This is a genomic window from Methylibium sp., from assembly GCF_965279545.1.
Taxonomy (GTDB): domain Bacteria; phylum Pseudomonadota; class Gammaproteobacteria; order Burkholderiales; family Burkholderiaceae_C; genus Methylibium.
Window position 1 is genome coordinate 2969897 of sequence record NZ_OZ257250.1, and the last position, 22098, is coordinate 2991994.

The window sequence follows — 22098 nt, forward strand, 5'->3', positions numbered from 1 at the left end:
CGGCCTGCGACCCGAGGCCGCCGCCATGCTCGCTCCCTTGCGGCCGCAGGCCGTGCCGCCGGCGCGCGTGCGCCGCCCGCGCCAGGGCGCCGATCTCACCGCCTGGCTGGCCCACGCCGATGCGCTGCACGCGCAGACCATCGACATGGGGCTGGAACGGGTGGCCCGGGTGCGCGACGCGCTGGGCCTGAAGCCCGGCTTCCCGCTGATCACCGTCGCCGGCACCAACGGCAAGGGCTCGACCTGCGCGCTGCTGGCGTCGGTGCTGGGCGCCGCGGGCTACCGCGTCGGCGTCTACAGCTCACCGCACCTGCTGCGCTACAACGAGCGGGTGCGCATCGACGGCGCCCCCGTCGGCGACGCGGCGCTGTGCGCCGCCTACGCGCGGGTCGAGGGCGCGCGCGGCCACACGCCGCTCACGCCCTTCGAGTTCGGCACGCTGGCGGCGATGTGCGTGTTCGCCGAGGCCGACCTCGACGTGGCCGTGCTCGAAGTCGGCCTGGGCGGGCGGCTCGACGCGGTGAATGCCTTCGACGCCGACTGCGCCATCGTCACCAGCATCGGCATCGACCATGTCGACTACCTCGGGCCCACGCGCGAGCGCATCGCGGTCGAGAAGGCCGGCGTGTTCCGCGCCGGCCGGCCGGCGATCTGCGCCGACCCCGAGCCGCCGGCCACGATCGCGCAGGAGGCCAGGCGGGTCGGCGCGCGCCTGCTGCAGAGCGGCCGCGACTACCGGTTGCGCCGCGACGGCGACACCTGGACCCTGAGCCGCCGCAGCGGCGAGCTCACCGGCCTGCCGCTGCCGGCGCTGGCCGGCGATGTGCAGTTGCACAACGCCGCCGCCTGCCTGATGGCGCTGGAGTCGTTGGCCCGCACCCTGCCGGTGGATGCCGTGCAGATCCACCGCGGCCTGCGGCAGGTTCGGCTGATCGGCCGCTTCCAGCGCTGGCGTCGCTGCGCCGGCGTGCCCGAGGTGCTGCTCGACGTGGCGCACAACCCGCATGCGGCGCAGCGGCTGGCGGTGACGCTGGGCCAGCACCCGGTACCGGGCCGCACGCTCGCGGTGTTCGCAATGCTGCGCGACAAGGACATCGCCGGCACCGCGCAGGCGCTGCAGGGTGGCGTCGACGCCTGGTTCGTCGCCGGCATCGCCGAGCGGCGCGGCGCCTCGACCGCCGACATGGCCGCGGCGCTCGACGCCGCGCAGGTGCAACGCACGGTGCACCTGGGCGCCTCGCCGCTCGACGCCTACCGCGAGGCCCTGGCCGCCGCCGGGCCGGACGATCGCGTGCTGGTCTGCGGCTCCTTCGCGATCGTCGCCGCGGTGCTGCGCGAACTCGAGGCCGAGGCGACCGCGCTTTCCTGAGCGTGCGGGCCGAATCCAACCGCCCCTGCGGCGGTGTCCTACGCCGCCGCGGCGGCGCGTCCGATGGTGAGCCCCGGCCGGCGCAGCTGAAATGAACACCGGTGTCATCAGCCTGTCGCGTCATGCCCGTCTCCGCCCTGCTTCCGCTTCTTCCTTCGGCCGCGCCGCGGCTGAAGGAACGCGTGTTCCGCATCGACTGCGAGCTGAGCTACGAGGTCAGCGCCCCGACCGACTTCGTGTTCCTGGTGCACGCCCTCGATGACCCCGAACAGCGGATCAGCGGCGAGTCCATCGCCTTCCACAGCAAGGTGCCCTTCCACGTGTTCGCCGACCCGACGCAGGGCCACCGCTTCACGCGGGTGCGGGCCGAGGCCGGCCGCTTCACGCTGCTGTACCGCGCGCTGGTGAGGAAGCGGCCGTTCGCGCGCGACCTGCAGGCACCGGAGCATCCGGTCCACGAGCTGCCCGACCACGTACTGCACAACCTGGCGCCCACGCGCTACTGCGAATCGGACCACCTCGGGCGCGCCGCACTGCAACTGTTCGGCGACCTGCCACCCGGCCACCCGCGGGTGCAGGCCATTGCCGACTGGATCCACGAGCACATCGAATATGCGATCGGCTCGACCGGGCCGACGACCACCGCGCGCGAAGTCTTCGTGCAGCGCGCCGGCGTGTGCCGCGACTTCGCCCACCTGGGCATCACCTTCTGCCGCGCGCTCAACATCCCGGCCCGACTGGCGGTGGGCTATGCGCACTTCGACGAGCCGCCACCCGACTTCCACGCGGTGTTCGAAGCCTGGCTGGGCGGGCGCTGGGTGCTGTTCGACCCGACCAAGATGTCGCAGGTCGAGGACCTGGTGCGCATTGCCAGCGGCCGCGACGCCAAGGACGTGGCCTTCGCCACGCTGTTCGGCCCGGCGCGCATGCTGAGCATGAACCCGCAGATCGAGGCGGTCGGCCGCCTGAAGCTCTGAAGCACCAGCGGCGGCGCGGCCCGATCCGCAGGGTCGGGCCACCGTGCCTGCGGAACTGAAAAGGGTGAGTGCGCAAGACTCGTGGCCCGATAAATGCAGTGGCTATTGGCAGGAGCGTCGCTTGTGGCGGCGGCTTTCAATCCGGGTGGCATGGCCCGGAGCGCGTCGATCAACGCGCAATCCCGTCTTGGCTCGCTATTGGCGAGGCAATCCGCACTCTCACAAGAAGACATCTCCGGACGTGATCGCACGGGCCGCGTCTTCCATCTCGCCTTTTTGCTTCCAATCCCGAAAGAACAATCCGTTCGAGCGTTGATGCGCGAGGACGGGATTACAAGGACATGTCATGACCACCACCATCAAATCCCCCGCTTTTCAGCGTCTCGAAGCTGAAGGTCGGTTGTTGAAGCCGGCTCACAATGGGCCAACGCGTTTCCCTGGCCGTTTCGGCTTTCGCGGTGAAATCGCTCTGACGCTTGATCCGGCGGTGACGCTTGAAGCGGCCTTCGCCGCGGCCGACGACGCGCAGGCGACCCTGTCTTTTCTGGCTGGTTCGCTTTCGACCTTCAAACATCTTCCCGCGCTGATCGAGGCGCTGGGCGCGAACATCAAGGCCGGCGGCAAATACTTCATCTACGTGTCCGATCTCGATCGCGCCTCGCGCTATCAGATCGAATTCAATGGTGTTCCGTTTTACGTTCTGCCGCTTGACGACACGTCGGTCTATAACGAACTCATCGACTTCCTTTATCTCGACAAGACGAAGATGAAGAAGATGGATACGGCCGAGAAGATCGATGCGATCGTCGATGGCGCACTCAAATACAGCCAGGCTTACGAAGTCATCAGCTATGACGAAGGGCTGAAACGGCTCTAGTCAGGCCGTTCCTCTGTCGGGTTGACGACGCACTTTCCGTTGTCAATCGCGACAATTGAAGAGAAGCCGCCAATTCACGCTCGACCGCACCCTCATGGCGGCGGAACAACCCTCGGCGCTTCTGGCAGCATCGGTGCATGCCGAACGCCAGCCTGTCGCTCAAGGGTCTGTGGGTCTATGCCGCCGTCGCCGCAGCACTGCTGGCCTGGTCCGGCCTGCACCCGTACGAGCGGGGCACCTGGCTGCTGGAGGTGGCGCCAGTGCTGGTGGTGCTGCCGCTGCTGCTGGCAACCCAGCTCGGCTTCCCGCTGACGCCGCTGCTCTACGGCCTGATCCTGCTGCACATGGCGGTGCTGATGCTGGGCGGGCACTACACCTATGCGCGGGTGCCGCTGGGCCACTGGATGCAGGAGTGGTTCGGCTTCACGCGCAACCACTACGACCGCATCGGCCACCTGATGCAGGGCTTCGTGCCGGCGATCGCCGCGCGCGAGCTGCTGCTGCGGCTCACGCCGCTGGCGCGGCCCGACATGCGCGGCGGCTGGCTGTTCACGCTGGTCACCGCGGTGTGCCTCGCGATCAGCGCGCTCTACGAGCTGGTCGAATGGGGCGCGGCCGTTGCGCTGGGCGGCGGCGCCGACGCCTTCCTGGGCACGCAGGGCGACCCGTTCGACACCCAGAAGGACATGTTCTGCGCCTGGCTCGGCGCGATGGCCGCGCAGTGGCTGCTGGCGCGCCGGCACGACCGGCAGCTGCGGGCGCTCACCGGCGCCGAGGCGGGAACCCGGTAGCCGCCTCGCTCCGGCGAATGCCCCCTCACTTCGGGAGGCTTTCCCGGCCCGGAAACGGCGGGCAGGAACTAGGATGAATCCATTCCTCTCTGGACGCCAATCCACCAGGAATGATCATCGTCAATTGCCCGGTGCAGCGCTGCTGTACCGGGCTTCTTTTTTGGGCATGAACCGAGCGCCTTGCCTCAAGGGGACGGTGGCCGCTGCAGCTTGGCTTCGATCGCCGCGCGGCGGCGGCACTCGGCCACCGCCGCCTTGCCCGACAGGCGGTCGCAGCGGGCCATCGAATCGCGCGCCGCGCTGGGCGCCGACGCGGCGCGCGGCGGCTCCGGCGCAGACGCCTCGGTCGCCGGGGGCACCGGCTTCTTGCCGAGCGGGATGTTGATCTGCGGATCTCCCGGGTAGGCCGGCGTTGCCGCGTGCAAGGGGGCCGACGAAGGCGGTGCCGGCGGCCGCAGCGGCGGCTTCGCCGGGGGGCGCACCGCTTGCGCCGCCGGCGGGCCGGGAGGCGACGGCGTGTCCATCTGGCCGAAGGCCAGCGTGCAGGCGCTCGCGATCAACCAGCCGGCGAGCGCCGGAAAAATGCTCGGTATGTTCATGCGGCGCCCTCGGACAGGTGGGTCAGCGGCGCAGCGTGGCCACCAGGGTGATGCTGGGCACGCTGGCCAGCGCCTTCGACAGCGGGCAGTTCTCCTTCGCACTCTGGGCCAGTTGCTGGAACATGGCATCGTCGACGCCGGCCACGGTGGCTTCGAGGCGCAGCGCGATGCGGTCGATGACGAAGCCCTCGCCCTGCTTCGCCAGGCGCACGCTGGCCTGGGTGTCGACAGCGGTGGTGGCGAAGCCGGCCTTGTCGCAGGCGAACGAGAACGCCATCGTGAAGCAGGCCGCGTGGGCCGCGCCGAGCAGTTCCTCGGGGTTGCTGCCGCGGCGGTCGTCCTCGAAACGGCTGCCGAAGCCGTAGGGGTAGGCCTGCAGCGCGCCGGTCTCGGTGCTGACCTGGCCCTGGCCCTGCTTGCCCCGGCCTTCCCAGTGGACGCTGGCGTTCTTCTCGATCATGGCGGCTCCTGCATGGGGGTGGCGGCGCGCGTTTCGGTGCCGGCGGCAACGCCACGGGCAGCCGAGCGCTCGACCGATGCAAGCAGTATCGGCAGTGCGCTGCCCGGCCGCGATGGGACGGCACCGCGACGCGCTGCGGGCCGCGTCCTACAACGGCTGGTACCGCGCGGTGCCGGCGGCCGGCATCAGTGGCTCGGCAGCATGCCCAGCGTGCGATCGAGATAGCTTTCGAGCGCCGACCACTCGAGACACTCGTCGGTGCAGGCGATGTACTGGTCGGGGCGCACCAGCACGAGCGCCTGCTGCCCGACACCGAGCACGTCGAACAGGCCGTCGGTGCCGGCGTTCGCGGCGATCGCATGCACATGGAACCAGCCGGGACAGGCGCTCGCCAGGCGCGCGGCCCAGGTCCGCGCCAGTGCAGCGAGCCCATCGGCGTTGCGCTGCATCAGCAGCAGATGGAAGCCGGGCGCGGCCAGCCAGGCGTAGACCGACACGGCCGGATCGGCCAGCGGTGCCGAGATCTCGGCGTAGGGCAAGCGGTCGCCGGCCTGCACGCTCAGCGCAGCCACCGTTTGCGACAGGCGGCTGCCTCGGTAGTGGATTCCCGTCTGCGAGATGACCCGGAACAGGCGCCTGCGCACCGCCGGCCGGGCCATCACGCGGGCGGCGATGCGAGGGAACACGTGCAGCCGGAAGGCACGCACCAGCGGGTTGGGGCTGATGATGAACTGGAAGGCGCTGTCGGTCGTCTTCAAGAGCTGCTGCGCGACCGGCCAGCGCTCGGCGTGGTAGCTGTCGAGCAGGTCTTCGCGTGCGCGGCCCTGCACCACCAGCGCCAGCTTCCAGGCCAGGTTGCTCACGTCCTGCAGGCCGGTGTTCATGCCCTGCGCGCCGACCGGGCTGTGCACGTGCGCGGCATCGCCGGCGATGAAGCAGCGCCCGGCTCGCAGGCGTTCCACGCAGCGGTGGTGCACGCGGTAGGCCGAGAACCACGCGGTCTCGGCGAAGCGCACCTCGATGTCCATCTGCGCGCGCACCGCGGCTTCGATGTCTTCGAAGCGCAGCGCCGGCGCGTCCACGCCCGTGTCGTGCGGCAGCGTGCCGATGACACGGTAGCGCTGCTCGCCCGGCATCGGGAAGAACACCACGAAGGTCTCGCTCGACAGGCAGACCGTGAGCTCGCCGTGCGGCAGCGCCCAGTCGACGCGGGTGTCGGCCACGTAGAAGGCGTTCTCGTAGGTGCCGCCCGAGAACGGCAGGCCGAGCTGCTCGCGCACCGGGCTGCGGGCGCCGTCGCAGGCGACCAGCCAGTCGCAGCGCAGCATTTCGCTGCTGCCGTCGGCGTGGCGCACGGTGACGGCGGCACCGCGCGCCTCGTTGCGCACGTCGGTGAGCGTGGTGTGCCAGTTCACCTCGCGACCGGCGGCCTGCAGGGTCTTGTAGAGCAAGGCCTCGTTGCGGCTTTGCTCGAGGATCAACAAATAGGGGAACGGCGTCACCGCCTGCCCGATGTCGCCCAGCGGGATGCGCTGCACGCGCCGGCGCCCGACATAGATGTTGCCGGCGAAGGTGGGCCGGCCCTGAGCCACCGCCTCGGCGGCGATGCCCATCGACTCGAACAATTCCAGCGTGCGGGCCTGCACGCCGAGGGCGCGCGATTCGCGGGTCGGTCCGGCCTTGCCGTCGACGATGCGGAACTCGACCCCGTGACGGGCCAGCTGGCAGGCGAGCATCAGGCCCGTGGGGCCTGCCCCGACGATGAGCACCGGCGTGTGCAACATGGCGCGCCCCTCCCCGCGGCAATGTTGCGGCAAGGCGAGACGCGCCGTCCAGCCCCCCCCGCGCGGCGTGGGGGTTTGCGGGACCGGCCCCGCCTCAGGCGGCCTGCTGCAGCGCCAGCCCGGCGTGCTCGCGCAGCGGGTGGAACACCACCTGCGGATGGCGGTCCTGCGTGAGGCGCAGGTCGTAGGGCGAGGTCATCAGGTAGGCCAGGGTGTCGGCCGCGTCGAGCGCCAGCTTGTTCGCGGCCTCGTCGGTGAACTTGCGCATCGCCGCGTCGTCGTCGCAGGTCACCCAGCGCGCGCCGTGGAAGCGGCTGCCGGAGAGGCGCACGTCGACGCCGTACTCGGCCTTCAGGCGGTGCTGCACCACCTCGAACTGCAGCTGGCCGATCGCGCCGAGCAGCATCGCGCCGCCGACGGTGGGCCGGAACACCTGGATCGCACCCTCCTCGCCGAGCTGCAGCAGGCCCTGCTGGAGCTGCTTGCTCTTCATCGGGTTGGCGAGCTCGACGGTCTGGAACAGCTCCGGCGCGAAGAACGGCAGCCCGGTGTAGCTGCCGAAGCCGGCCGGCGCCTCGCTGTCGGTGATGGTGTCGCCGAGCTGCACGCCGCCGTGGGTGGTGAAGCCGATGATGTCGCCGGCATAGGCCTCGTCGACCGCCTCGCGCCGCTGCGACAGGAAAGTGACCACCGAGGTCGGCCGCAGCTCCTTGGCGGTGCGCTGCACGCGCAGCTTCATGCCCGCGGTGTAGCGCCCGGAGTTGACGCGCACGAAGGCGATGCGGTCGCGGTGCGAGGGGTCCATGTTGGCCTGCACCTTGAACACCACGCCCGAGAAGCCGGGCGACTGCGGCGGCACCTCGTGCTCGCTGCCGTCGGCCCGCGTCACGTGGCGCGCGGCCGGCGGCGGCGCCAGGTCGACCAGCGCATCGAGCACCTCCTGCACGCCGAAGTTGTTGACGCCGGAGCCGAAGAACACCGGCGTCTGCTTGGCGGCGACGAAGGCTGCCTCGTCGAAGGCCGGCGCGGCGGCGGTCAGCAGCTCGATGTGGCCTTCGGCCTGCTCGTAGTCGTGGCCGAAGCGCGCGCGCAGCTTGTCGGACTGGGTCAGCGGCACGATCTCGTCGCTGCCCGCGCCCGTCTGGTCGCTGCGCTTGTCGGCGCCGGCCTTGAAGAGGCGCATCTGCTGCTTGCGCAGGTCGACGATGCCGCCGAAGGCCTTGCCCTGGCCGACCGGCCAGGTCATCGGCACGCAGGGCATGCCGAGCTCCTGCTCGATCTCGTCGAGCAACGCGAGCGGCTCCTTGCCCTCGCGGTCCATCTTGTTGACGAAGGTGATGATGGGCGTGTCGCGCTGGCGGCAGACCTCGATCAGCCGGCGCGTCTGCGGCTCCACGCCGTTGGCCGCGTCGATCACCATCAGCGCCGCGTCGACCGCGGTCAGCACGCGGTAGGTGTCTTCGGAGAAGTCCTTGTGGCCCGGGGTGTCGAGCAGGTTGATCACGCAGTCGCGGTAGAGCATCTGCATCACCGAGCTGGCGACCGAGATGCCGCGCTGCTTCTCGATCTCCATCCAGTCGGAGGTGGCGTGGCGCGTGGCCTTGCGCGCCTTCACCGACCCGGCGATGTGGATCGCGCCCGAGAACAGCAGCAGCTTCTCGGTCAGCGTGGTCTTGCCGGCGTCGGGGTGGGAGATGATCGCGAAGGTGCGGCGGCGGCGCACTTCGCCGGACAACGGGCTGGCGTCGGGGGAGAGGGACACGGGAAGACTCCAAGGCGGCGCACCGGGGCTGGCGGGAAGGGCCGGCGCGAACAACGTGCGATTGTCGCCGCAGGGCTGCCTGCCGTGCGCCCGATCCGGGCGGGGAATCCCGCCGCGACTACAATGCCGGCTTCCGAGGAGCGTTGCAACCGTTGGCCTGTTCAGGCGCGACGGCCAGGCTCGGAACCTTCCCCAAGGCAACGGCGCTCACCCGCAGGTTCGTCACGCGCGGTGAGTGGCATCTCCCCTCCCCTTCGGTCGCGGCCCCTGCGGTTCATCTGTCGTTGAACCGGAGAGAGATATGAGCGCTGTCATCAAGCCCGCCACCCGACCGACCGACGTCGATAGCGTCATCGCCGACCTGTCGCTCGCCGACTGGGGCCGCAAGGAGATCAAGATCGCCGAGACCGAGATGCCCGGTCTGATGGCGATCCGCCAGGAGTTCGCGAAGAGCCAGCCGCTCAAGGGCGCGCGCATCACCGGTTCGCTGCACATGACGATCCAGACCGCCGTGCTGGTGGAGACGCTGCAGGCGCTGGGCGCGCAGGTGCGCTGGGCCTCGTGCAACATCTTCTCCACGCAGGACCACGCCGCGGCCGCGCTGGTGGCCCAGGGCACGCCGGTGTTCGCCTACAAGGGCGAGAACCTCACCGACTACTGGGACTACACCCACCGCATCTTCGAGTTCGGCGCCAAAGGCAGCGAGGGTGAAGGCCCGAACATGATCCTCGACGACGGCGGCGACGCGACGCTGCTGATGCACCTGGGCAAGAAGGCCGAGAAGGACCCGTCGGTGCTGAGCAAGCCGACCAGCGAAGAGGAAACCTGCCTCTATGCCGCCATCAAGGCCAAGCTGGCGCAGGACGCGACCTGGTACAGCCGCAAGAGCGCCCAGATCATCGGCGTGACCGAGGAGACGACCACCGGCGTGCACCGCCTGAAGGAGATGTCGGCCAAGGGCACGCTGCTGTTCCGCGCGATCAACGTCAACGACTCGGTCACGAAGAGCAAGTTCGACAACCTCTACGGCTGCCGCGAGTCGCTGGTCGACAGCATCAAGCGCGCGACCGACGTGATGGTCGCCGGCAAGGTGGCCTGTGTAGCCGGCTACGGCGACGTGGGCAAGGGCTCGGCCCAGGCGCTGCGCGCGCTGTCGGCCCAGGTGTGGGTGACCGAGATCGACCCGATCAACGCGCTGCAGGCCGCGATGGAAGGCTACAAGGTCGTGACGATGGAGTACGCGGCCGACAAGGCCGACATCTTCGTCAGCGCCACCGGCAACAAGAACGTGATCCGCTACGAGCACATGGCGGCGATGAAGGACGAGACCATCGTCTGCAACATCGGCCACTTCGACAACGAGATCGACGTCGCATCGCTCGAGAAGCTCGAGTGGGACGAGATCAAGCCCCAGGTCGACCATGTGGTGTTCCCGGACGGCAAGAAGATCATCCTGCTCGCCAAGGGCCGCCTGGTGAACCTGGGCTGCGCCACCGGCCACCCGAGCTTCGTGATGTCGTCGAGCTTCGCGAACCAGACGATCGCGCAGATCGAGCTGTTCACGCACAGCGACTACTACGAGGTGGGCAAGGTCTACGTGCTGCCCAAGCACCTGGACGAGAAAGTCGCGCGCCTGCACCTGAAGAAGGTCGGCGCGATGCTGACGGAGCTGACCGACGAGCAGGCCGAGTACATCGGCGTGCCGAAGCAGGGGCCGTACAAGGCCGACACCTATCGGTACTGACCCCCACCCCCGTTGCGGCTGTGCCGCTCCCCCTCCACGGGGCGACGCTGGCGGACCGGCGGAACCGGATCCGCGGCGTCTACTCGGTTTATCCATATGCCACGTGTTGATCAGCTTCTTGTTCAGCGCGGCCTCGCGCCGACGCGCTCGGCCGCGCAGCGGCTGATCGACCGCGGCGCGGTCGAGCGGCGTGCAGCGGCCGACTGGGTGCGCCTGCGCAAGTCGGGCGAAGACCTGGCCGAGGCCACCGAGCTGCGCGTCACCGACGACGCCGAGCTGCGCTGGGTCTCGCGCGCCGGGCTCAAGCTCGACGGCGCGCTCGCGCACTGCGGGCTCGATGTCGCCGGCGGCACGGCGCTGGATGTCGGCCAGAGCACCGGCGGCTTCACCGAGGTGCTGCTGGCGCGCGGCGCGGCGCGGGTGGTCGGCGTCGACGTGGGCCGCGGGCAATTGCACCCGTCGCTGCGCGGGCATGCCCGGGTCACGGCGATCGAGGGCCTCAATGCGCGCGGGCTGACGCGCGAGGCGCTCGGCGCCTCGATGCCGCAGGCCGGCTTCGATGTGGTGGTCGCCGACCTGAGCTTCATCCCGCTGACGACGGTGCTGCCGGCGCTGGTGCCGCTGCTGGCGGCCGGTGGCACGCTGCTCGCGCTGGTCAAGCCGCAGTTCGAGTTGCAGCCCAAGGACATCGGCAAGGGCGGGCTGGTGAAAAGCGCGGCCTCCTATGCCGAGGTCGAGCGCAAGCTGCGCGAGGCCTGCCGGCAGCTCGGCCTGGCCGTGATCGACTGGATCGACAGCGCCGTCGCCGGGGGCGACGGCAACCGAGAATTCTTCATCCGGGCACAGCCCCGGAGACCGGAGTGAATCTGATGAACAGCAAGTCGAAGCTCCCGCTGAGCCTGGAGTTCTTCCCGCCGAAGACGCCCGAAGGCGCCGAGAAGCTGGCCGCGGTGCGCCGCGCGCTGTATGCGGTCCGGCCGCAGTTCTGCTCGGTCACCTACGGGGCCGGCGGCTCGACGCAGGAGGGCACCTGGGCCACGGTGCAGGCGATCCGGGCCGACGGCGTCGAGGGCGTGCCGCATTTCAGCTGCCTCGGGACCACGCGGGCGGTGGCGCGCACGACGCTGCAGCAGTTCAAGGACGCCGGCGTGAAGCGCATCGTCGCGCTGCGCGGCGACCTGCCGTCGGGCTACGGCGCCTATGGCGAGTTCCGCTATGCGAGCGAGCTGGTGGAGTTCATCCGCACCGAGACCGGCGACCACTTCCACATCGAGGTCGCCGCCTACCCGGAGACCCACCCGCAGGCCAAGAGCCCGCAGGCCGACCTGCTGGCCTTCGCCATCAAGGCCAAGGCGGGTGCTTCGAGCGCCATCACGCAGTACTTCTACAACACCGATGCCTACTTCCGCTTCGTCGACGATGCACACGCGCTCGGCGTGGACATCGACATCGTGCCGGGCATCATGCCGATCACGAACTCCTCGCAGCTGATCCGCTTCTCGGAAGCCTGCGGCGCCGAGATCCCGCGGTGGATCCGCCGGCGGCTCGAGGCCTTCGGCGACGACCGCGCGTCGATCCAGAGCTTCGGCCTGGACGTGGTGACCGACCTCGTCGACCAGCTGCGCACGGCCGGCGTGCCGGGCCTCCACTTCTACGCGATGAACCAGTCGGCGCCGGTGCTCGAGATCTGCCGCCGGCTCGGTCTGGCCTGAGGCGCGGCGCTCGCGCGCGAATCACCTCCCGTGCATGCCCGCACCCGTCAACGCGGCGGGAGGGCGCGCGGCGGAGCTCACACGATCCGGATAGCTGCCGGGTCGAAGTCGGGTTTCGGTGCCTTGAGCTTCATGCCCGCCAGGGCCTGCACGACCAGCGTCGCGATCATCAGGTTGCGGTTGCTCTTGCTGTCGGCCGGCACCACGTGCCAGGGCGCGCAGGCGGTCGAGGTCGCCACCAGCGCGGTCTCGTAGGCGGCGAGGTAGGCCTTCCACTTCGCGCGCGTCTCCAGGTCGCCAGGCTGGAATTTCCAGCGCTTGGCCGGGTCGTCGAGGCGGGCCTGCAGGCGCAACCGCTGCTCGTCCTTCGAGATGTGCAGGAAGCACTTGACGATCGTCGTGCCGCTGTCGTGCAGCAGGCGCTCGAAGGTATTGATGTGAGCGAGCCGCCGGGCGCGCTCGTCGGCGTCGATCCAGCCTTCGACGAACGGCACCAGCACGTCCTCGTAGTGGCTGCGATTGAAGACGGCCACCTCGCCGGCGCGCGGCACCACGGCGTGCACGCGCCACAGGAAGTCGTGCGCGCGCTCGACCTCGGTCGGCGCCTTGAAGGCCGCGACCCGCACCCCGAGCGGGCTGCACTGGCGGAACACCGAGCGTGCGGTGCCGTCCTTGCCCGAGGTGTCCATGCCCTGCAGCACCAGCAGCAGCTTCGGCGGCGCACCGGCCTGGCCGTTGGCATAGAGCAGGTCCTGCAGCCGGTCGACCTCGATCGCCAGCTCGGCCAGCCGCGCGTCGTCGGCCTCGCGGCTGCTGCTCGCGGCGGGCCGGGCGCCGGGGTCGATGTCCTTGAGCCTGAGCTTGCGACCGACGCGGTAGGTCTTCAGGTAGGCGGACGAACGGGCCATCGCTGCTCCACGGAAGGGTGTGCGTGCACTGTAGCGCCGCGTCCACACCGCAACGCGCCCGATTGATCTGCCTCAGAAGTTCGGCGCGCCGGGCGCGGCACGCCCGGCGACGGTTGACATGGCGCAAGAGGCGGCAGGACCGCGCGATCTGCAATGCGCAGGCGGGAAGCTCCCCGCGTCATCGGAGTGAAGCTCATGGAAAAGAAGATCCTCGCCGCCCTCGTCCTGTCTGCGCTCGGCGGCGTCGCCGCGGCCGCGCCGGCCGGCGGCGACTGGCTGGTGCGCGTGCGCGCCCTGCATCTCGACTCGGCGAACAAGGACAGCACCGGTGTCGGCTTGTCCATCGACAACAAGACCTTTCCCGAAATCGACTTCAGCTACTTCTTCACGCCCAACATCGCGACCGAACTGGTACTGACCTATCCGCAGAAGCAGGAGGTCCGCGCTGGGGGCGCACGCATCGGCGAACTCAAGCACCTGCCGCCGACGCTGTCGCTGCAGTACCACTTCCTGCCCGGCGCGGCCTTCCAGCCCTATGTCGGCGCGGGCATCAACTACACGCGCTTCTCGTCGATCGACCTGCCGGCGCCGTTCAGCATCGAGAAGAACAGCTTCGGCCTGTCGCTGCAGGCCGGCTTCGACGTGCCGCTGACCGACAAGCTGGTGCTCAACTTCGACGTGAAGAAGGTGCAGATCCGCACCGACGTGTCGGCCAACGGCGTGAAGGCAGGCACCTTCAAGATCGATCCGGTGCTGATCGGCGTGGGGGTGGGCTGGCGCTTCTGAGGCTCCGGGGAACGGGGCAGGCACCCCGGCCGAGCGCCGGGCCGCCCCAAGCCGGCCGAGCCCCCGCGGGGGGAGGCTGCGGTACGCCGCAGCCGGGGGATCCATGACCTCAGTCCTCGCGCGACCAGGCCACACCGTCCTCGGTGAGCATCGCGTCGAGCGGGATGTCGTGCGGCTCGGCCTCGAGCCACTCGATGTAGCCGTGCCGGTAGCCGATGCCGACGGTGAACGGCCGCGGCTCGAGCGCCGCCAGCGTGCGGTCGTAGAAGCCGCCACCGTAGCCCAGGCGCAGCCCCTTCGGCCCGAAGCCGACGCAGGGCACCAGCAACAGCGTGGGCATCAGCAGGTCGGTGCCCTTGGGCTTGGGGATGTCGTAGGCATCCTCCTCCATCGGGCAGCCGGGATACCACTGGTGGAAGCGCAGCTGCCTGGTCTGGCGGTTCATCACCGGCAGGCCGATGCGGCGCGGCGGCCCGTCGCCGGTGCCGTGGCCGGCACCCTCGGTCCAGCGGTGCAAGGCGGGCAGCGCATCGAACTCGCCCTTGATCGCCCAGTAGGCGCCCAGCGTCACGTCGTCGCGCTGCGTCAGCCAGACGCGCAGCACGCCCTGCAACTGTTCGGCGCGCTCCTGGCGATCGAGCAGGCTCTGGCGCTCGGACTGCAGCATCCGGCGCAACTGCGCCTTGTCGCGCGGCAGGCTCATCGGGTCGTAGGGCAGGGTCATGGGCAGGCTGTGGCTGGCTGGCGTGGGAAGACTGCACCGATTTTGCCCCGCGGTGCAGGCCCGGTGCGCCGGCACTGCCTACACTGTGGCGATGGCCCCACCGCACAACGAGTTCGCCGCCCACTGCGTCGAGTTGCTGGCGCCGCTCGGTGCGGCCCATGCGAGGCGCATGTTCGGCGGCCACGGTCTCTACCTCGACGGCCTGATGATCGGGCTGATCGCCGCCGAGCAGCTCTACCTGAAGACCGACGCGCAGACGCTGCCGCAGTGGCAGGCCGCCGGCACCCGCCCGTTCGTCTATGAAAGCCTGCGTGACGGCGTCGTCAGGACCGCGACGATGAGCTACCGGACCCCGCCCGACGAAGCGACCGAGTCGCCCGAGGCACTGCGCCCCTGGGCCCGGCTCGCGCTCGAAGCCGCGCTGCGCGCGCAAGCGGCGCGGACCCGCAAGCGGGCCACCGCGCGCGCCGTGCGCCCGCGAAAAAACGGCTGAGCGGCGCTCCGCCGAGCGCCGGGGCGGCCGCGACACGCCGCGGCCCGGAGCCGACGCGCAGTCAAGCGAGCGGCTCTTCCAGCACCTCGAAGCTCGCCGCCGACCAGCCCTCGGCCAGCACCTCGGTGCCGGCCGGCAGGCGCAGGCTCTGGCCCGGAGCAAGCCACCAGTCTTCCGGCGGTGGTGCACCCACACGGCCCTCGGCCGTCACCCACAGTCGGCCCTCGCGCAGACGCAGCCAACGGGCACTGCGCGTCGCTGGCAGGCGCAGGGTCTGGCCGCTGCCGAGCTGCCACAGCGGCATCGCCTGGTCCGTAGATTGTTGCGAATCGTGCAAGCTCATGTTGCGCTCCAACGGGCCCCTCGAGTGCGGAACCCATGCGTCATATCATCGTCAATGTTCGGCCTCGAATCCAATGAGATCGAAACCCTCTATTGATGATCAATGAGCACTAATACACCCCGCCAGCGACCGCTGTCGGTCGGACCGATCCGGGCTTTCGAGGCGGTCGCGCGCCACCTCAGCTTCCGCGCCGCGGCCGAGGAACTGCACCTCACGCAGTCGGCGATCAGCCGACAGATCCAGTCGCTGGAGGCGGAGGTCGGCAGTTCGCTGTTCACGCGCGGCACACGCAGCGTCGCGCTGACCGGCGACGGCGTCGTGCTGCTGGCGGCCGTGACGCCGGCGCTGGAGCGGCTCGACGCGGGCGTTCGGCAGATCCGCAGTGCGCGGGGCCGTCGCGGCGTGAACCTCAACACCTTCCCGTCGTTCGCGTCGCTGTGGCTGCTGCCGCGCATCGAGGCCTACCAACGCGACCATCCCGACCTCGACATCCGCATCGATGCGAACGATCGCCTCGCCGACCTGGACGACCCCGAGGTCGAGATCGTGATCCGCTACTGCAGCGCGCAACGGGCGCCCGCCGGTGCGCTGCGGCTGTTCGGCGAGACCCTGACACCGGTGGTCAGCCCGCGTTTGCTGGAGCAGGCCGCCAGCGGCGCCGCCCCCGCGCTGCGCACACCGGCCGACCTGGCACAGCACACGCTGCTCGAAGAAGACAGCCAGTTGGCCAGCACGCAGTTCGTCAGCTGGCGCCACTGGCTCACGCTGCAGTCCCTGCCCGGCCTGGAGCCGCGGCGCTGGATCTACCTGAACTTCACCTACCAGCAGGTGCAGGCCGCCCTGGCCGGCCAGGGCATCGCGCTCGCCCGGCTGGCGCTGGTCGACGAATCACTGGCTCGCGGCGAGCTGATCGAGCCGTTCGGACCGGACTGCCGCACGCGCAGCCCTTACGCCTACTGGCTGGTCATCGCCGGCAGCAAACGCGAACGCGCCGACGTGCAGCGTTTCGCGACCTGGGTACAGGCGCAGGCGGCGCTGACGCGACAGGCCATAGGCGAAGGCGTGCCGGATTGAGCCGGCCGCCGTGACTCGCAGGAGCTCGCGTCGTCATGCACCGCTGGGGACTGCGTTAAATTCGAACGGAACCGAAGCCGATCGACACGGCTCCTTCCGTGGCATGACCCCCAAGACCCCGACTTCCCTGCACTGCCACACCTTCAGCCGCGCGGTCGCACTCGCCGCCATCGCCGCAGCCCTGACGCTGCTCGCCCCGCCGCCGCCGGCACGGGCACAGACGGCCAACGACACCGTGCTCGATGCACGCGAGGCCCTGCGCAAGCGGGACAAGAGTCGCCTGGCGGCCACCCGTGCCGCCGCACTCGCGGCGAATCACCCGCTCGCGATGTGGGCCGACTACTGGGAACTCGGCAACCGGCTCGCCGAGGCGCAGCAGGACGAACTGAACGCCTTCTACGCCCGCTGGCCCGGCAGCTATGTCGAGGACCGGTTGCGCAACGACTGGCTGCTCGAGCTCGGCAGGCGCCGCGACTGGGTCAACTTCCGTGTCGAATACCCGCGCTTCAAGCTCAACGACGACCGCGAGGTGAGCTGTTACGCGCTGCTGACGCGCCACCTCGATGGCCAGGACGTGCTGGACGACGCCCGTGCCGCCTGGCTGGCGCAGCGCGACGCCGACGACGGCTGCGCTCTGCTCGCCAGCACACTGTTCGAGGCCAGACGCCTGGGTCCCGAGGATGCCTGGCGCAAGACGCGGCTCGCGGTCGAGGCCAACCGGGTGCGCATGGCACGCCAGGCGGCCGCACTGCTCGGCGACGAGGTGGCGAACACGGTCGGCGAGCTGAGCGACAACCCGCAGCGCTACCTGACGCGCAAGGCATCGACCAAGGATCGCGGCGCCAGCGAACTGACGGCACTGGCGCTGATCCGCAGCGCGGCGAACGACCCCGATGTGGCCGCGACGTCGATGAACGAACGCTGGGCCGCGCGGCTGCCGGCCGAGCTGAGCAGCTGGGTCTGGGCCAGCATCGGCAAGCAGGCGGCCCTCAAGCTCAGCGACGGTGCATCCGACCACTTCCAGCGCGCCGAGCTGACGCGCACCGGGCCGGTCGAGGTGGCGCTGCCCGACGACACGCTGGCGTGGAAACTGCGCGCCGCGCTGCGCGCCAACGGTGGCGCCGGGCGCTGGCAGCAGGTCATGCAGGCGGTCAACGCCATGAGCCCCACGGAGCAGCGCGAGCCGGCCTGGATCTACTGGAAGGCCCGCGCCCTGCTGGCGCTGGCCGGCAGCAGCCAGGAGGGCGGCACGCTGAGCGCGCAGGCACACGAGCTGCTCGCGTCGATCGCGAACCCCTTGCACTTCTACGGCAAGCTCGCCACCGAGGAGCTGGGCCAGCCGCTGGTTCTGCCCGCGCGCCCGGCACCGCCGAGCCCGGAGGAACGCAGCGCCGCGGCGCAGCATCCCGGCCTGCAGCGCGCCCTGCTGCTGATCGACGTCGGCCTGCGCAACGAGGGCGTGCGCGAATGGAACTTCTCGCTGTTCGGCATGGGCGAGCGCGAACTGCTGGCGGCCGCGCAGCTGGCCTGCGAGCGCCAGATCTGGGACCGCTGCATCAACACCAGCGAGCGCACGCGCGAGCAGGTCGACATGGAGCAGCGCTTTCCCACGCCGTTCCGCGCCGACGTGGTCGCCCGCGCGCGCGAGGCCGGGCTGGACCCGGCCTACGTCTACGGCCTGATCCGGCAGGAGTCGCGCTTCGTCGCCACGGCGCGCTCGGCGGTCGGCGCCTCGGGCCTGATGCAGCTGATGCCGGCCACCGCGAAATGGACCGCCCGCAAGCTCGGCATCGACTACACGCAGGATCGCATCACCGACCACGGCACCAACCTGCGGATCGGCACCGGCTACCTGAAGCTCATGCTCGACAGCTTCGACGGCTCCCAGGCCATGGCCGCGGCCGGCTACAACGCCGGGCCGAGCCGGCCACGCAAATGGCGCGAGGGTCCGTCGCTGGACGCGGCCGCCTGGGCCGAGAACATTCCGTTCACCGAAACGCGCGACTACGTCAAGAAGGTCTTGTCCAACGCCACCGATTACGCCACGCTGCTCAGCGGACAGCCGCAGTCGCTGCGTGCACGGCTCGGCACGGCGATCGGCCCGCACGTCGGAGCACCTAGCCCGGTCGAGCGCGACCTGCCATGATCGGCACCCCATGAAGAACCTGCTGATCCTCGGTGGCACCGGTTTCGTCGGCAGTGCCTTGTGCGAAAAACTGGTCGAGCATTTCGGCGCGGCCGGCGCCCGCCTCACCGTGCCGAGCCGCCGTCCTCAGCGCGCCAAACAGCTGGCGATGCTGCCGACCGTCGAGCTGGTCGAGGCCGATTTGCACGACGACGGGCAACTGACGAGGTTGCTGCTCGGTCGCGACGCCGTGGTCAACCTGGTCGCGATCCTGCACGGCAGCGCGGCCGAGTTCGAGCGGGCTCACGTTGCGCTGCCGCAGCGGCTGGCGCGTGCCTGCCGGGTGGCGAACGTGCGGCGCGTGGTGCACGTCAGCGCGCTCGGTGCCGCCGCGGATGCACCGTCGAACTACCTGCGCTCCAAGGCCGCTGGCGAAGCGGCGTTGCGCACGGCCGGGCTCGGTCTCACGGTGCTGCGGCCGTCGGTGATCTTCGGGGCAGAAGACCGCTTCATGAAGCTGTTCGCGCAACTCCAGGCTGTGTTCCCGCTGGTGCCGCTGGCCGGCGCCGACGCGAAGTTCCAGCCGGTATGGGTGGAGGACGTGGCCGCCGCCATCGTGAAGAGCCTGGTCGCCCCCCGGCCCGAGTGGGAAACCATCGAATGCGCCGGCCCGCGCGTCTACACGCTGGCCGAACTGGTGCGGCTGGCCGGTCACTGGTCGGGGCATGAGCGGCCCGTCATCCCACTGCCCGCCGCCTTGGGCCGCATCCAGGCACGCCTTCTGGCGCTGGCACCGGGGACGCCGCTGATGTCCCCCGACAACCTCGACTCGATGCGCGTGCCCAACGTCGCCAGCGGCACGCTGCCGGGGCTGCAGGCCCTGGGCATCACGCCGACGGCCCTCGAGGCGATCGGCCCGAGCTACCTGAGCGCGGGCCGCGGTCCGGCGCGACTCGACGCCTGGCGCGCCCTGGCGCGGCGCCGCTGAGAGCGGTCGCGGCCGCCCGACGCGGCGGTCACGCATCAATCCGATGCGCCGAATGCACGCCGCAGGACGCCGGGGCTGAGTAGCATCGGCGGCACAGGAGGCGGCCCCATGCAACTCGTGATCGGCAACAAGAACTATTCGTCGTGGTCGCTGCGCCCCTGGGTGCTGATGCGCCAGGCCGGCATTCCTTTCGAGGAGGTGCAGATCCGTTTCGACGGTTTCGCGCCGGATTCGAAGTTCAAGCGGGCACTGGCAACCCACACGCCGGCCGGCAAGGTGCCGGTGCTGATCGATGAGGACCTCGCGGTCTGGGACACGCTGGCGATCGCCGAGTACCTGGCCGAGAAGTTCCCCGCAGCCAGGCTGTGGCCGACCGACACGAAGGCGCGTGCTCGCGCACGCAGCGTCTGCGCCGAGATGCACGCCGGCTTCGGCGCGCTCCGCAGCCACTGCCCGATGAACATCGAGGCCTCGCTGCTCGACGTGGGCACCCGCTTGCTGCGGGACCAGCCCGGCGTGCGCGCCGATCTCGACCGCCTCGTCGAGCTGTGGAGCGAATTGCTGGCCGCGCACGGCGGCCCCATGCTGTTCGGCCGCTTCACGATCGCCGATGCGTATTTCGCGCCGGTGTGCAGCCGGCTGCGCACCTACGGCCTGCCGGTGCCGCCCGCCGCGGCGGCGTACATCGATGCAGTGTTCGCGCTGCCGGGCATGCAGGCCTGGGTGTCGCAAGCCCGGGCCGAACACGAGTTCCTCGATTTCGAGGAACCCTATCGACAGCGCCCAGCGCCATGAGAAACGGGCCCGAAGGCCCGTTTTCTGGTGCGGTACAACCGCGCCGTCAGCGTTTGCTGCTGCGACGGTGCGCCACGAAGCCCAGCACGCCAAGTGCTGCCACCAGCAAGGCGTAGTTGCTCGGCTCCGAGGCCGGTGGGGCGCTGATCGAAAGTTCACTCTCGGCAGGTGCCACGCCCGGCACCGCTTTCTCGACCTTCTGGTCGGCAAAACTGGGGATGAATGCGCTTGCCAGCGCGAGTGCGGCCAGTAGCGATTTGGTTTGCATGACGGTTCCCTGATTAAGATGCCAGCAGCGTTCGCATCCACACGATGTCGCGCTGCTGCACCGTCTAGATATGTATGCGACCCACGCCTCTTCCGGTATCCCGTGACTCAAGGTTCACCCCCCGAACAAGGGGTGCGGCGCGTCGCGCTGGCACCACAAGGCACCCAGGTTTTTGCAGTGGGCGGTGCGGTGCGGGACGAACTGCTGCGATTGGCGGTGCGCGACCGGGACTGGGTGGTCGTCGGCGCCACCCCGCAGTCCATGCTGGACGCGGGCTTCCTGCCGGTCGGACGCGACTTCCCGGTCTTCCTGCACCCGCAGACCCATGAGGAGTACGCCCTCGCTCGCTCGGAACGCAAGACCGGCCCTGGGTATCGCGGCTTCAGCTTCCACGCGGCCCCTGAGGTCACGCTCGAGCAGGATCTGGCGCGGCGCGACCTGACGATCAATGCCATCGCGCGCGCCGCCGACGGCACGTTGATCGACCCTTACGGCGGACGGCGCGACATCGCCGCGGGCCTGCTGCGCCACGTGTCACCTGCCTTTGCCGAAGACCCGGTGCGCATCCTGCGCGTTGCCCGCTTCGCGGCGCGCTTCACGAGCTTCGCCGTGGCGCCGGAGACCCTGAAGCTGATGCAGCAGATGGTCGACAGCGGCGAGGCCGATGCGCTGGTTCCCGAACGGGTCTGGCAGGAACTCGCACGCGGGCTGATGGAGCCGCGGCCCTCACGGATGTTCGAGGTGCTGCGCGACTGCGGTGCGCTCGCGCGGCTGCTGCCGGAGGTCGCGCGCCTGTGGGGCGTGCCGCAGCGCGCCGAGTACCACCCCGAGGTCGACACCGGCGTGCATCTGATGATGGTGCTGGACATGAGCGCGCAGCTCGACGCGCCGTTGACGGTGCGCTACGCCTGCCTGGGTCACGACCTCGGCAAGGGCACGACCCCGGCCGAGGTGTTGCCGCGCCACATCGGCCACGAACAGCGCAGCGTGGCGTTGCTGCGGAGCGTGAGCGAACGGCTGCGCGTGCCGACCGACTGCCGTGAACTCGCCGAGGTGGTGGCACGCGAGCACGGCAACGTGCACCGCAGCGGCGAGTTCGGCGCCGCGGCGCTGGTGCGCCTGCTGGAACGCTGCGATGCCTTCCGCAAGCCGGCACGCTTCGACGAGGCGCTGCTGGCCTGCGAGTGCGACGCGCGCGGCCGGCTCGGCTTCGAGAGCGCGGCTTACGAGCCGGCGCCCCGGCTGGCAGGCGCACTGGCCGCCGCGCAGACGGTCGACACGGCGCAGGTCGCCGCCGCTGCAGCCGCACGCGGCGACCGCGGGCCCGCCGTGGGGGCAGCGATCCAGCACGCGCGGATCGCGGCGGTCGCCGCGGCGCTGGCAATCCCGGTGGGCCCGGCGCTCGACTGAAATCGAGGCGCCCCCGGCCGCGGCGTGCCGCGAGCAGCACCCGATGGCCCTGCTGCGCTCCGGGCCCGCGGTTTACAGCGGGCGAGGCCATGCCGACAATGGCCTTGTC

22 protein-coding genes and 1 riboswitch are annotated in these 22098 nt (G+C 70.2%); of the genes, 14 read left to right on the forward strand and 8 right to left on the reverse strand.

All coding sequences use genetic code 11. The features are described 5' to 3' along the window. The first annotated feature begins 25 nt into the window (after positions 1–25). From folC to ACQY9S_RS13885, 4 genes are all read left to right on the forward strand, one after another. The gene (gene folC, locus ACQY9S_RS13870) at positions 26–1369 is read left to right on the forward strand and encodes a bifunctional tetrahydrofolate synthase/dihydrofolate synthase (protein WP_428420310.1); all 1344 of its coding nucleotides are present in this window, start codon (positions 26–28) and stop codon (positions 1367–1369) included. A 122-nt stretch (positions 1370–1491) separates the two neighbouring features. Beyond that, a complete protein-coding gene (locus ACQY9S_RS13875) occupies positions 1492–2346 on the forward strand; it encodes a transglutaminase-like domain-containing protein (protein ID WP_428420312.1) in 855 nt (284 codons plus the stop codon). A gap of 346 nt (positions 2347–2692) precedes the next feature. Then, positions 2693–3223, forward strand: a complete 531-nt coding sequence (locus ACQY9S_RS13880; RefSeq protein ID WP_428420313.1) for a hypothetical protein — start codon at positions 2693–2695, stop codon at positions 3221–3223. Positions 3224–3360: 137 nt separating this feature from the next. Continuing rightward, positions 3361–4014: a DUF2238 domain-containing protein gene (locus tag ACQY9S_RS13885; protein WP_428420314.1), complete on the forward strand. Its 654-nt coding sequence runs from the start codon at positions 3361–3363 to the stop codon at positions 4012–4014. A 185-nt stretch (positions 4015–4199) separates the two neighbouring features. Here the strand turns inward: ACQY9S_RS13885 and ACQY9S_RS13890 are convergent, their stop codons facing one another. From ACQY9S_RS13890 to ACQY9S_RS13905, 4 genes are all read right to left on the reverse strand, one after another. After that, positions 4200–4613, reverse strand: coding sequence for a hypothetical protein (locus ACQY9S_RS13890; RefSeq protein WP_428420315.1), 414 nt, complete (start codon positions 4611–4613; stop codon positions 4200–4202). Between the two features lie 22 nt (positions 4614–4635). Continuing rightward, positions 4636–5073 (reverse strand): OsmC family protein, encoded by a 438-nt coding sequence (locus ACQY9S_RS13895; RefSeq protein WP_428420317.1) that lies wholly within the window; start codon positions 5071–5073, stop codon positions 4636–4638. A 185-nt stretch (positions 5074–5258) separates the two neighbouring features. Next, the gene (locus ACQY9S_RS13900) at positions 5259–6857 is read right to left on the reverse strand and encodes an FAD-dependent monooxygenase (protein ID WP_428420318.1); all 1599 of its coding nucleotides are present in this window, start codon (positions 6855–6857) and stop codon (positions 5259–5261) included. A 94-nt stretch (positions 6858–6951) separates the two neighbouring features. Further along, positions 6952–8619: a peptide chain release factor 3 gene (locus ACQY9S_RS13905; RefSeq protein WP_428420320.1), complete on the reverse strand. Its 1668-nt coding sequence runs from the start codon at positions 8617–8619 to the stop codon at positions 6952–6954. Between the two features lie 129 nt (positions 8620–8748). Beyond that, positions 8749–8835: riboswitch (S-adenosyl-L-homocysteine riboswitch) on the forward strand. An 85-nt stretch (positions 8836–8920) separates the two neighbouring features. Here ACQY9S_RS13905 and ahcY point away from each other — a divergent pair. The 3 genes from ahcY (at position 8921) to metF (ending at position 12075) form a co-directional block, all read left to right on the forward strand. Continuing rightward, the gene (ahcY, locus tag ACQY9S_RS13910; protein ID WP_428420321.1) at positions 8921–10363 is read left to right on the forward strand and encodes an adenosylhomocysteinase; all 1443 of its coding nucleotides are present in this window, start codon (positions 8921–8923) and stop codon (positions 10361–10363) included. 96 nt (positions 10364–10459) lie between these two features. Then, positions 10460–11227, forward strand: a complete 768-nt coding sequence (locus ACQY9S_RS13915; protein WP_428420322.1) for a TlyA family RNA methyltransferase — start codon at positions 10460–10462, stop codon at positions 11225–11227. Between the two features lie 5 nt (positions 11228–11232). Next, positions 11233–12075 carry a methylenetetrahydrofolate reductase [NAD(P)H] gene (gene metF / locus ACQY9S_RS13920; protein ID WP_428420324.1) on the forward strand — a complete coding sequence of 281 codons (843 nt, stop codon included), beginning with the start codon at positions 11233–11235 and terminating at the stop codon, positions 12073–12075. Positions 12076–12152: 77 nt separating this feature from the next. Here the strand turns inward: metF and ACQY9S_RS13925 are convergent, their stop codons facing one another. Beyond that, positions 12153–12983: a polyphosphate kinase 2 family protein gene (locus ACQY9S_RS13925; RefSeq protein WP_428420325.1), complete on the reverse strand. Its 831-nt coding sequence runs from the start codon at positions 12981–12983 to the stop codon at positions 12153–12155. 195 nt (positions 12984–13178) lie between these two features. On the opposite strand from ACQY9S_RS13925, the gene ACQY9S_RS13930 reads away from it, so the two are divergent. Continuing rightward, a complete protein-coding gene (locus ACQY9S_RS13930; protein ID WP_428420327.1) occupies positions 13179–13769 on the forward strand; it encodes an OmpW/AlkL family protein in 591 nt (196 codons plus the stop codon). 109 nt (positions 13770–13878) lie between these two features. Here ACQY9S_RS13930 and ACQY9S_RS13935 read toward each other — a convergent pair whose 3' ends face one another. Beyond that, on the reverse strand, positions 13879–14493 hold the full coding sequence (locus tag ACQY9S_RS13935) for a 5-formyltetrahydrofolate cyclo-ligase (RefSeq protein WP_428420328.1): 615 nt from the start codon (positions 14491–14493) through the stop codon (positions 13879–13881). Positions 14494–14584: 91 nt separating this feature from the next. Between ACQY9S_RS13935 and ACQY9S_RS13940 the strand changes: the two genes are divergently transcribed. Beyond that, on the forward strand, positions 14585–14986 hold the full coding sequence (locus ACQY9S_RS13940; protein WP_428420329.1) for a TfoX/Sxy family protein: 402 nt from the start codon (positions 14585–14587) through the stop codon (positions 14984–14986). Positions 14987–15047: 61 nt separating this feature from the next. Here ACQY9S_RS13940 and ACQY9S_RS13945 read toward each other — a convergent pair whose 3' ends face one another. Continuing rightward, positions 15048–15329 (reverse strand): DUF2917 domain-containing protein, encoded by a 282-nt coding sequence (locus tag ACQY9S_RS13945; RefSeq protein ID WP_428420331.1) that lies wholly within the window; start codon positions 15327–15329, stop codon positions 15048–15050. A 102-nt stretch (positions 15330–15431) separates the two neighbouring features. Between ACQY9S_RS13945 and ACQY9S_RS13950 the strand changes: the two genes are divergently transcribed. The 4 genes from ACQY9S_RS13950 (at position 15432) to ACQY9S_RS13965 (ending at position 20311) form a co-directional block, all read left to right on the forward strand. Further along, entirely contained in the window at positions 15432–16403 is a 972-nt protein-coding gene (locus ACQY9S_RS13950) for a LysR substrate-binding domain-containing protein (RefSeq protein WP_428420332.1), read from the forward strand. A gap of 103 nt (positions 16404–16506) precedes the next feature. Next, positions 16507–18549: a transglycosylase SLT domain-containing protein gene (locus ACQY9S_RS13955; RefSeq protein WP_428420333.1), complete on the forward strand. Its 2043-nt coding sequence runs from the start codon at positions 16507–16509 to the stop codon at positions 18547–18549. 10 nt (positions 18550–18559) lie between these two features. Then, on the forward strand, positions 18560–19516 hold the full coding sequence (locus tag ACQY9S_RS13960) for a complex I NDUFA9 subunit family protein (protein WP_428420335.1): 957 nt from the start codon (positions 18560–18562) through the stop codon (positions 19514–19516). 108 nt (positions 19517–19624) lie between these two features. Then, positions 19625–20311, forward strand: a complete 687-nt coding sequence (locus ACQY9S_RS13965) for a glutathione S-transferase family protein (RefSeq protein WP_428420337.1) — start codon at positions 19625–19627, stop codon at positions 20309–20311. 46 nt (positions 20312–20357) lie between these two features. On the opposite strand, the gene ACQY9S_RS13970 is transcribed toward ACQY9S_RS13965, so the two are convergent. Beyond that, entirely contained in the window at positions 20358–20579 is a 222-nt protein-coding gene (locus ACQY9S_RS13970) for a hypothetical protein (protein WP_428420339.1), read from the reverse strand. 147 nt (positions 20580–20726) lie between these two features. Here ACQY9S_RS13970 and ACQY9S_RS13975 point away from each other — a divergent pair, with 147 nt between their 5' ends. Beyond that, positions 20727–21989, forward strand: a complete 1263-nt coding sequence (locus ACQY9S_RS13975) for a multifunctional CCA addition/repair protein (protein WP_428425756.1) — start codon at positions 20727–20729, stop codon at positions 21987–21989. Positions 21990–22098: the final 109 nt, after the last annotated feature.

Excerpts from the sequence above, each read along its gene's own strand:
- ACQY9S_RS13960 (WP_428420335.1), top strand. The coding sequence starts at position 18,560 with ATGAAGAACCTGCTGATCCTCGGTGGCACCGGTTTCGTCGGCAGTGCC.
- ACQY9S_RS13895 (WP_428420317.1), bottom strand. The coding sequence starts at position 5,073 with ATGATCGAGAAGAACGCCAGCGTCCACTGGGAAGGCCGGGGCAAGCAG.
- ACQY9S_RS13935 (WP_428420328.1), bottom strand. The coding sequence starts at position 14,493 with ATGACCCTGCCCTACGACCCGATGAGCCTGCCGCGCGACAAGGCGCAG.
- ACQY9S_RS13940 (WP_428420329.1), top strand. The coding sequence starts at position 14,585 with ATGGCCCCACCGCACAACGAGTTCGCCGCCCACTGCGTCGAGTTGCTG.
- ACQY9S_RS13965 (WP_428420337.1), top strand. The coding sequence starts at position 19,625 with ATGCAACTCGTGATCGGCAACAAGAACTATTCGTCGTGGTCGCTGCGC.
- ACQY9S_RS13930 (WP_428420327.1), top strand. The coding sequence starts at position 13,179 with ATGGAAAAGAAGATCCTCGCCGCCCTCGTCCTGTCTGCGCTCGGCGGC.
- folC (WP_428420310.1), top strand. The coding sequence starts at position 26 with ATGCTCGCTCCCTTGCGGCCGCAGGCCGTGCCGCCGGCGCGCGTGCGC.
- metF (WP_428420324.1), top strand. The coding sequence starts at position 11,233 with ATGAACAGCAAGTCGAAGCTCCCGCTGAGCCTGGAGTTCTTCCCGCCG.
- ACQY9S_RS13945 (WP_428420331.1), bottom strand. The coding sequence starts at position 15,329 with ATGAGCTTGCACGATTCGCAACAATCTACGGACCAGGCGATGCCGCTG.
- ACQY9S_RS13890 (WP_428420315.1), bottom strand. The coding sequence starts at position 4,613 with ATGAACATACCGAGCATTTTTCCGGCGCTCGCCGGCTGGTTGATCGCG.
- ACQY9S_RS13885 (WP_428420314.1), top strand. The coding sequence starts at position 3,361 with ATGCCGAACGCCAGCCTGTCGCTCAAGGGTCTGTGGGTCTATGCCGCC.
- ahcY (WP_428420321.1), top strand. The coding sequence starts at position 8,921 with ATGAGCGCTGTCATCAAGCCCGCCACCCGACCGACCGACGTCGATAGC.
- ACQY9S_RS13875 (WP_428420312.1), top strand. The coding sequence starts at position 1,492 with ATGCCCGTCTCCGCCCTGCTTCCGCTTCTTCCTTCGGCCGCGCCGCGG.
- ACQY9S_RS13970 (WP_428420339.1), bottom strand. The coding sequence starts at position 20,579 with ATGCAAACCAAATCGCTACTGGCCGCACTCGCGCTGGCAAGCGCATTC.
- ACQY9S_RS13880 (WP_428420313.1), top strand. The coding sequence starts at position 2,693 with ATGACCACCACCATCAAATCCCCCGCTTTTCAGCGTCTCGAAGCTGAA.
- ACQY9S_RS13915 (WP_428420322.1), top strand. The coding sequence starts at position 10,460 with ATGCCACGTGTTGATCAGCTTCTTGTTCAGCGCGGCCTCGCGCCGACG.
- ACQY9S_RS13900 (WP_428420318.1), bottom strand. The coding sequence starts at position 6,857 with ATGTTGCACACGCCGGTGCTCATCGTCGGGGCAGGCCCCACGGGCCTG.
- ACQY9S_RS13950 (WP_428420332.1), top strand. The coding sequence starts at position 15,432 with ATGAGCACTAATACACCCCGCCAGCGACCGCTGTCGGTCGGACCGATC.
- ACQY9S_RS13925 (WP_428420325.1), bottom strand. The coding sequence starts at position 12,983 with ATGGCCCGTTCGTCCGCCTACCTGAAGACCTACCGCGTCGGTCGCAAG.
- ACQY9S_RS13955 (WP_428420333.1), top strand. The coding sequence starts at position 16,507 with ATGACCCCCAAGACCCCGACTTCCCTGCACTGCCACACCTTCAGCCGC.